The sequence below is a fragment of the Protofrankia sp. CiP1_Cm_nod1 genome, assembly GCF_920888515.1.
Lineage (GTDB): Bacteria > Actinomycetota > Actinomycetes > Frankiales > Frankiaceae > Protofrankia.
This window is the reverse complement of the sequence record NZ_CAKKTM010000477.1, coordinates 2899-11582: the sequence shown is the minus strand read 5'-3', so window position 1 is coordinate 11582 and position 8684 is coordinate 2899. Positions and strand designations below refer to the sequence as shown.

General features: G+C 73.8%; 4 protein-coding genes and 1 pseudogene. 1 reads left to right on the top strand and 4 read right to left on the bottom strand.

Annotated features, from left to right (window positions below):
- Nucleotides 1-113 precede the first annotated feature (113 nt).
- The 4 genes from NBX02_RS22715 to NBX02_RS22695 all read right to left on the bottom strand — a co-directional run bounded on the left by NBX02_RS22715 (nt 114) and on the right by NBX02_RS22695 (nt 7444).
- Nucleotides 114-2024: a protein kinase family protein gene (locus tag NBX02_RS22715; protein WP_250293093.1), complete on the bottom strand. Its 1911-nt coding sequence runs from the start codon at nt 2022-2024 to the stop codon at nt 114-116.
- A gap of 118 nt (nt 2025-2142) precedes the next feature.
- On the bottom strand, nt 2143-4101 hold the full coding sequence (gene murJ, locus NBX02_RS22710) for a murein biosynthesis integral membrane protein MurJ (RefSeq protein WP_250293088.1): 1959 nt from the start codon (nt 4099-4101) through the stop codon (nt 2143-2145).
- Nucleotides 4098-6980, bottom strand: coding sequence for a DUF6049 family protein (locus NBX02_RS22700; RefSeq protein WP_445548591.1), 2883 nt, complete (start codon nt 6978-6980; stop codon nt 4098-4100). The genes murJ and NBX02_RS22700 overlap by 4 nt, the downstream gene beginning before the upstream one ends.
- 38 nt (nt 6981-7018) lie before the next feature.
- The gene (locus NBX02_RS22695; protein WP_250287384.1) at nt 7019-7444 is read right to left on the bottom strand and encodes an NUDIX hydrolase; all 426 of its coding nucleotides are present in this window, start codon (nt 7442-7444) and stop codon (nt 7019-7021) included.
- Nucleotides 7445-7844: 400 nt separating this feature from the next.
- Between NBX02_RS22695 and NBX02_RS22690 the strand changes: the two are divergent.
- Nucleotides 7845-8684, top strand: a pseudogene (locus tag NBX02_RS22690) (CCA tRNA nucleotidyltransferase); the annotation flags it as partial.

The window sequence follows — 8684 nt, the reverse complement described above, 5'->3', positions numbered from 1 at the left end:
ACCGGCGACGGCCGCGTTGGCGGCGCCGTCCGGCGTGCCGTTGCCGGGGGCTGGCGGCTGGGCGGGGGTCACGGGGCGGCGAGAGCCTGGCCAGGACGGCGTCTTCCCGCTGGTCAGGAGCGGAAGGAGACGTCCGTGACAGCGCCTTTGAACCGGCCGTCGTCCACCGTCGGCAGCTTGGTCAGCCAGACGACCCAGTACCGGTGGGCGGCCGCCTCCGGGACGGACACGGTCGTGTTGGTGGCGAGGGTTTCGGGGAGGACCACGCTGTAGGCGCTGGCGTCGTTCACGGCGGCGTCACCGGCACGCAGCTCGAACGCGGTAGGGCCGAAACCAAAAGCAATCGTCATCTGGCTGATGGTGACGGGGTGGCCGAAGTCCAGCCGGAGACCCACCCCGGACTTCAGCCCGCCGAACTGCCGGCCGTCGGTGTTGTTGTAGCCCTCCGTCGTCCAGACGGTGGACGGGTTGCCGTCGATGGCCTTCGGGGCCTCCGCGTCGTTCTCGCCGTTCTGCCCGGGCGGCGGGTCGAAGGCCAGCACGTTCGGGGCCGGCAGCGGCGTACCGGTACCGGCCGGGGCGGTCCTGGACGGGGCCGCGGACGGGGCGGCCGGAGCCTTCCGGCCGGTGTCACGGGTCAGCGCGACCGACGTCACCGTCACCGCGACCACCGCGATGGTGGCGATGAGCCCGGCCACGAGCAGCAGCCTGCGGCGCGGCCGCGGGCCGCGCGAGCGCCGGGCGCCCCGCTCGTCCGGGGGGTAGTCGCCGAGGAAGCCGGGCGTCCCGAGGGCGGGAGCGGAACGGTCGCGGCGGGGCTGGTCCGCCGGGAAGCGGCCGTCGTCCTGGCGGGCCCGGCCGTCCTGGTAGCCGCCGCGATGGCCGCCGCCGGGCGGGTACGCCGCGCTCCCCGGCGGGCCGTAGGAGCCCGCCACGTCGTAGTGGTCCGCATCGGACCCGTCCACGGTGTAACCGGCGGTCGAGGGCCCCGTGGTCATGGTCCGGGTCAGCGACGGCTCGTCGTCGAACCGGACCCGGCCGAGATCCAGGGTGCCGTCCGCGGGGGCGAGATCCTCGAGCGCCTCGGCGAGCTCGGCCGCGGACGTGATCGCCGGCCGGTGGGCACGGTCGTCCCCGAGCGCGGCCAGGGTGAGCGCGTCAAGGTCCGGGGGGACGTCCGCGCGGACCTGCCGTGGCGAGCGCACCTGGCCGTCGTCGGTCCTTGCCGCCGGGGGGAGCCCGGTGTCGCCGCGGTCCAACGGCCAGTGCCCGGTCAGCGCGGCGTAGAGCAGACCGCCCATGGCCCGGACGTCCTCGGCGGCGCCGACGGAGCCGGCCCAGGGCTCGGCCTGGCTGTGCGCGCCCTTCTCCAGCGCCGCCACGACCGAGCCGGTGCCGAGGTCGACGACCTTGACCATGCCGTGGCCGGAGACGATGACGTCGCTGGCGCGCAGGTCACCGTGGTGGATGCCGCGTTCGTGGGCGGCGGCGAGCACCCGGGCGACGGCGAGCAGGACGGTCGCGGCCTGGTCCGGGCGCAGCGGCCGCTGCGCGGACAGCGCCTGCAGGGAGCGGCCCTCCACCCATTCGCTCACCACGTAGGAGACGCGGCCGGCCTCGGTGGTGGTCGACGTGGCGTCGTAGGTCGATGCCGCGCCCGGGTGCACCAGCCGGCCGGAGCCGATGGCGGCCGACAGCAGCATCTCGGCGGCACGGTCGAGGGCCGCGGAGTCGCGCGCGCCGGTGCCGGTGTGTTGCACCACACGGACGGCGACGGGCCGGGCGAGGATCCGGTCGTCACCGCGCCACAGGGTGACCGGCCCACGTGCGTGCATGACCGACAGAAGCTGATATCTGCCGTCCAGCACGGTGCTGACCGGCAGGGTGGGGGGCCCGGGGGGATCCATCGGGCCGGTGGCGTCGGGGGACGCCGGTACCGCCACGGTGCCGGCCTTCCAGGTCGCGCTGCTCGTCACGTCATTATCGACGTCGACCTGTGGCGGTCGGTTGTGCCCGTCGACCACAGTGCCTCCGTCATCGCCGACGCGTCCGACTGTCGTAGCCGGATGCAGCCTGTTCAGTGTACGAGCCTTTGGGGGAGCGCCCGGGCGCTGTGTCGGTTGTAGCCGGGATCAGTCGGGATCAGTGTGTCGATCGTGCACCGAACCGGCCCCGGACGGCTGTGGCGAGCGCGGCCATTTCGGGCAGCCGCATCCGGACGATGGCCACCAGGTAGACGGGCAGCCCCACCGCGCAGGCGAGCACGACGCTCACGCCCGAACCGAGCCAGCCCCGGCCGAGCACCTCTCGTACCAGGGCGCAGACCCCCGCGGCGACGACCGCGCCCAGCCCGCCGGCGATGGTCACCTGGGTGAGCATGCGGGCGGTCCGGCTGGCGTCGATACCGCCCAGGCGGCCCCGCAGCAGGACCGAGGAGACCACGGCCCCGACCAGGTAGGACACGGCGAAGGCCAGCGCCAGCGCCACCGACCGCAGCCGGTCGGGCAGCAGCGCGCTCAGTGCCGCCGCGCCGGCGATGTTGGTGGCGACGATCCCCATGTTGACCAGCGCGGGGGTCCGGCTGTCCTGGTGGGCGTAGAACACCCGCAGCTGCACCTGGAACAGGGAGAACGGCACCAGGGCGACGGCGAACGCGGCCAGGGTGTCCCCGATGCGCAGGGCCTCGGCGTAGCTGACCGCGCCGTGGTTGAACAGCGCGACCGCGACCGGGCGGCCCAGCGCCAGCAGCGCGAGTGCCGCCGGCACGATCACCACCGCCGCCAGCCGCGTCCCGGTGGACAGGTCCTGGCGGACCAGGTCGCGACGGTTGTCCGCGGCATGCACGCTCATCCGCGGCAACAGCGCGGTGATCACGGACACCGCGACGATGGCGTAGGGGAGCTGGAAGATCTGGTACCCGTACGTGTACACGGTGTACGCCGTCGTGGAGCTGGCGAGACGCACGATGACCAGGTAGCCGAGCTGGCTGATCGCCACGTAGAGCAGCGTCCAGCCGGCCAGGCGCACCGCCTGGCGCAGCCCGGGGTGGGTGAGGTCCAGCCGCGGCCGGTAGCGGAAGCCGGCCGCCCGCAGCGACGGCAGCAGCGCGAGCGTCATGACCACGACACCGAGGGTGGTGCCGGCGGCCAGGACGGTGATCTGGGTGTCGCTGATCCCGCCGACCGTGGGCGGGCGCGGCCCGGGCACGAAGATGAACGCCACGCAGGTCGCGATCACGATCAGGTTGTTGAGCACCGGCGTGAACATCGGCGCGGCGAACGACTGGCGGACGTTGAGGATCGCCCCGATCGTGGCGCCCAGCCCGTAGAAGATCACCTGCGGGAGGAACCACCGCAGGAACGTCACGGCGAGATCCTGCTCGGCGCCGCCGGCGGCCAGGTAGACGCCGATGATGGCCGGCGCGGCCAGCGTCGCGGCCACCACGATGACACCGAGCCCCAGCACCACCAGGGTGAGCAGCGAGGACGCGAACGCCTCGCCCTCGTCCGGGTCCTCCCTGGCCGCCCGGACCAGCACCGGCACGATCACGCTGGACAGCACCCCGCCGAGCAGCAGGTCGTAGAGGATGTTCGGGGTGGTGTTGGCGACGTTGTAGGCGTCCCCGACCGCGCCGGTGCCGATCGCCGCGGCGATCGCCACCGTCCGCAGGAACCCCGACGCCCGGGAGGCCACCGTACCGATCGCCATGGTGCCGCTGGCCCGGCCGAGGGTCATCGCCTTGCGCCCGGTGGCCTTCCCGGCCCGGCCGCCCGCGGGACGTCCCCGGTCCGCCGGCCGTCCTGCGGGCGGCCGGGCCGGTTCCGCCAGCCGTCCCCGCTCGTCCCGCTGGTAGTGCTCGTCCGGCCGGTAGTGCTCGTCCCGCTGGTAGTGCTCGTCCGGCCGGTGGGGCGGTGGGTAGCCGCCGGGTGGCGGGGCGGGCCGCCTCACGGCATCCGGGGTGGGGGCGGGCGACGGCACGCCGACCGGCCCGGCCATCGGGTTTGTCGGGCCGGCCGGGTCGAAGCCGGAGCGGCGGCGGTGGCGGGCCGGCGGTTTGCGGCCCCCGCCGTTCCTGGTCCCGTCGCCGGTGCCAGCCGTCACCGCTGTCTTCCCCGGCCGCCGGAGGCGTGACCGGCGCGCAGCGGCCACGCCAGGCCGTCCTCCTCCGCGGGGACGGCGGTGCTCCGGCCGTCGGCGGAGGTGGCATCGGGCACGCCTTCACGTTCACGGGGACCCGGGCCGTCCGGGGTGGCGGACATGGACGACCCGGGCAGCCCGGACGACCCGGACGGCCCGGAAAGCCCGGACGGCCCGGAAAGCCCGGACGGCCCGGAAAGCCCGGACGGCCCGGAAAGCCCGGACGAGCCGGAAAGCCCGGACGAGCCGGAAAGCCCGGACAGCCCGGGCCGCGTGGACAGCCCGACCGTCCCGGTGGCCCCGGTCGCCCGCGGTGTCTCGGCCAGGACGGGCCCACCGCCCGGCGGGGCCGGTCCGGTTCGTGCGGACGCCGCGGTGGGCGTCCGCACGCGCAACGTCCGCAGCCGACGGGCCAGCCGGAGCAGCACCGCGAACACCAGAACCGCCAGCGCCCCTCCCGTTATCGCCACCGCTATCACGCCGAAGACCGTGGACTTCACCAGGATCCGCACCGGCGGCGCGGCTGACAGCGGCTTGCCGGCCGGGGTGAGGATCGTGACATCGACGGGGAACGTTCCGGCACCTTCGGCATCGACCTCGATCTCCACCTGCACCTTCTGCAGAGGTGGCACCGTGAGTTTAACCTGGGTCGCTGATCGTAGCCGGGCTCGGTCGGTCGAGGACAGCGAGAGCAGCACGTTGATGATGACCTCGGTGTTGTTCTCGAGCGTGACCGGAACCGTCCCGTGTTTGCCGGTCAGTGACACACTGCGTGAGGCGACCACCCGGATGCCGTCCCGCAGCGCCTGTACCTCGCCGGCGACACCCGTGCCCAGCTCGTCGGCACCGGCCGTGCCGGCGGCGCCCGCCCGCCAGGCCACCGACTCGGACGACGTGAGCGTGTTCTCCATCGCGTCGATGCCCGCGGCGGCGCAGTTGCGCACGCCGGCGGCGCCCGAGTCCGGCGGGCACAGGACGGACTTCAGCGCGTGGATCTGGCCGCGCAGGTCCTCGGCTGCGATCACTCGGGAGACCGGCAGCTCGGCTGCGAGGGCCCAGCCGGGGTAGGCCAGCCGGCCGCGTTCGTCGGCCGGGGCAGCCTGCCCCGCCGGGTTGCTTCCCGCCGGGTTGCTTCCCGTGGAGCCGGTTCCCGCGGCGGCGGTCTGCGCCGCCGGTGTCGACGGCAGCGCGGCCGGCCGGGAGAACGGCGTGGACAGGCCGCCCATGAGCATCTGCGCCCAGCCGGCCGGCGGGTCCCAGTAACGCGGCAGCGCGATCGTCTGGGGGCGGGCCAGCCCCGGCCGCTCGGCGGTGATCATCGCTATTTCGGCCAGGAGGCCCTGGAACGACTCCGCCTGGGTCGGCGAGCCGGCCTCACCGGTCCCGCCGGCGGGACCGGCCGCCAGCACCCCGAGCGGCTGGTCGGCGGCCAGCACCCGCACGACGCCACCGGATGTCGGGATCCCGGTGGCGCTCGCGGGGGTGTAGGTCTTCTCCGGGTCCTTCGGCGGCAGCAGGCGGGAGTCCGCGATCACGGTCGTGACGCCCATGCGGCGCAGCAGGTCGAGGGTGGGGGCGTCGACGAGCCCGTCGCCGGGGTAGGCGATCGTCGCGTCCGGGCCGCGGCCGGTCGCGTTCGCGATGACGGTCCGGCCGGTCAGCAGCGCCACCAGGATGCTGTGGAACTCCTGCGCGCGGGTCAGCGCCACCACGTCGACGTCCCCATAGGGCAGAGCGAAGATCGTTCCGCCGGCGTCCGCGAACGCCTTCAGCTTCGTCAGGAAGGCCGCCGCGTCCCGGACCGCCCGCCGGGGGCTGGGACCGGACGGTGTGGCCACCTCGTACGGGCCGCTGGAGATGATCTGAAGCGTCTGGACGAGGAGCGGGTCGACCGCGAGGGCGACGGGTGGCGCCGGCCGGCCGTCGCTCGGCGTGACGGCGTCCAGCAGCCGGTTCAGCCGGCCGCCGGGGGCCACCAGTTCGGTCAGGCCGTCGTCGGTGAGCCGGCCGTCGGCGCGCAGCCGCGGCACCTCCGCCAGCGGCAGTACGACCGAGACCGGCGTGGGGGCGGTCACCGCGGCCGGCACCCAGATCAGGGAGGAGTAGGTCGTCCCGACGACCTGGCGCTGGCCGCCGACGACGCCGGACGCGGTGAGGCGCAACGGGTAGATCCGCAGTGCGGCCGGCAGGCCCAGCCCCGTCAGCCGCGCGTCCACGGTGAACGTGGCCGGCAGTGCTCCCGGCACGAGCCTGCTCGCCACCGGCCTGGACACCACCGTGGTCGGATAGTTCAGTGTGGCCGCGGCGGCCGGGTTCTCACGCAGGTTCGCCAGTTCCCTGCGGCTGGACACCGCGCGCGCCAGCTCAGCCCGTATCTCCACACCGGAGATCTGTTCGGTGCCGGTGAGCTCCAGATGACCGGTGACGGTCAGTGGCAGCTGTGGGCCGGCAACGGCGGACAGCCCGTCGAGCGCCACCCGGACCGGCCGGGCGACGCCGGTGGCCACGGCCGTGGTGACCCGGCCCGCCGTGGCGGACTGGACCACCAGAGCGGACTGGACCGCCGTGGCGGACCGCTCGGTGGGCTGGAGCATCCCACCGGACTGGGTGGACCGGGCCCCTCCGGCGGGCCGCGGCCGTAGCCCACCGGAGGGGCCCGTGGCGTCCGCTGGGCCCGCGAGCTCCGCCGAGCCCGTGGGCCCAGCCGAATCCACAGGTCCGGCCTGGTCTGTGGACGAACCTGTGGATACACGCGTGGAACTTGTGGACGACGGGCCGGCCCGGGCGTGGGCCATCGTGCTCAGCAGCAAAAATATCACCGACAGTATGATTACGGCTACCATAGCGGTACGCCGCGCCGCCGGACGCGCCTGGCCGGCTGTCACACGCTGTCCGTGAGAATGGCCGGCACCCGGCGCAGGAGGCCGCGCTCGTCCGCATAGGCGAGCCGGCGCGGAACCTCGGCCAGCGGCACCCACGCGACCTCGGCGACCTCGACGTCGACGTCCGAGAGCTCCCCGGTCGTGCGAAGCAGGAGATAGTGGTGGACGGTCTTGTGCACGCGCGTCCGTCCGGTGACGAACCAGAAGTCGATCATGCCGAGCCGGCCGAGTACCCGTCCGGTCACACCAGTCTCCTCCGCCACCTCCCGGACCGCTGTCTGTTCCGCTGTCTCCCCGTTCTCGACGTGGCCCTTCGGTAACGACCACAGCAGACGGCCATTCCGGTCACGGCGTGCTATCAGCGCCGCATTGGCCATTTCCGAACGGTCGTCCAACACCAGCCCACCCGCCGAAGTCTCCTCCACCTGGCGCAACCGCCGCCGAGGGGATGCCGGGAACGGGGCCATGGGCTGATCGTACGAGCCTTGCGCGCCGCTTCTCCCAGCATGCGCCCGTAGCCTGTCCGCTGGTGGCGGCCCCGGCAACGAACGGTAAACGCCAAAGCCCACCGTGCCCCGGCCGCTCACAACCCGGGCGCGCGTCCCCCTGGCGTCCAGGCCACGCTCTTGTCGCTCTTGTCGGCCCCCGCGCCAGGCGGCGCCGACGGAACCGCGAGCGGGATTCACACCAGGCCGCCCGTACCCGGGCGCTCGACCAGGCAACCTCGGCCGCCCGCACCAGGCCGCCGGACGGCCGTGGGCCGCCGAACGGCTGAACGACCATGGGCGTTCGCGCCCTGGCCGCCTATACCCTGGGGCGGTGTCGGTGATCTGCTTGGACAATCCACGTGACTCCGCGGAACGGGCGGTGAGCGCCCTGCTCAAGGTGCCACCCGCGGCGGACGCTCTCGGACGGGTCTTCGCGAACGCCGGCTACAGCCTGTATCTGGTCGGTGGGTCCGTCCGGGACGCTCTGCTGGGCCGTTCCGACCCGTCCGGCGCCGACCTCGACTTCGCCACGAACGCCCGCCCCGAACAGATTCTGGACATCACCCGCGGCTGGGCGGACGGGGTCTGGGAGGCGGGGATCGCGTTCGGCACCGTCGGGCTGATCCGGTCCGGGGTGCGCTTCGAGGTCACCACCTACCGGACCGAGGCGTACGACCGCACCTCGCGCAACCCGGCGGTCGCCTACGGCGACACCCTCGAGGGTGATCTCGTCCGCCGTGACTTCACCGTCAACGCCATGGCGGTGTCCGTGCCCGGCCACGAGTTCGTCGACCTCTTCGGCGGCCTGGGCGACCTCGCCCGCAAGGTGCTGCGCACACCCGGCCCCCCCGAGGCGTCCTTCGACGACGACCCGCTGCGCATCCTGCGCGCGGCCCGCTTCGAGGCCCAGCTCGGCCTGGTCCCGGTGCCCGAACTGGTCGCGGCGATGCGTTCCAGGACACCCCGGCTGAAGATCGTCTCGGTCGAGCGCATCCGGGACGAGCTGCGCAAACTCATGGTCGCGGTCGACCCCGTCGCCGGGCTCGCCCGGCTGGTGGACGTCGGCGTCGCCGACATCGTCCTGCCCGAGCTGCCCGCGCTGCGGATGGAGATCGACGAGCACCACCAGCACAAGGACGTCTACGCCCACACCCTGACCGTGCTGCGCCAGGCCATC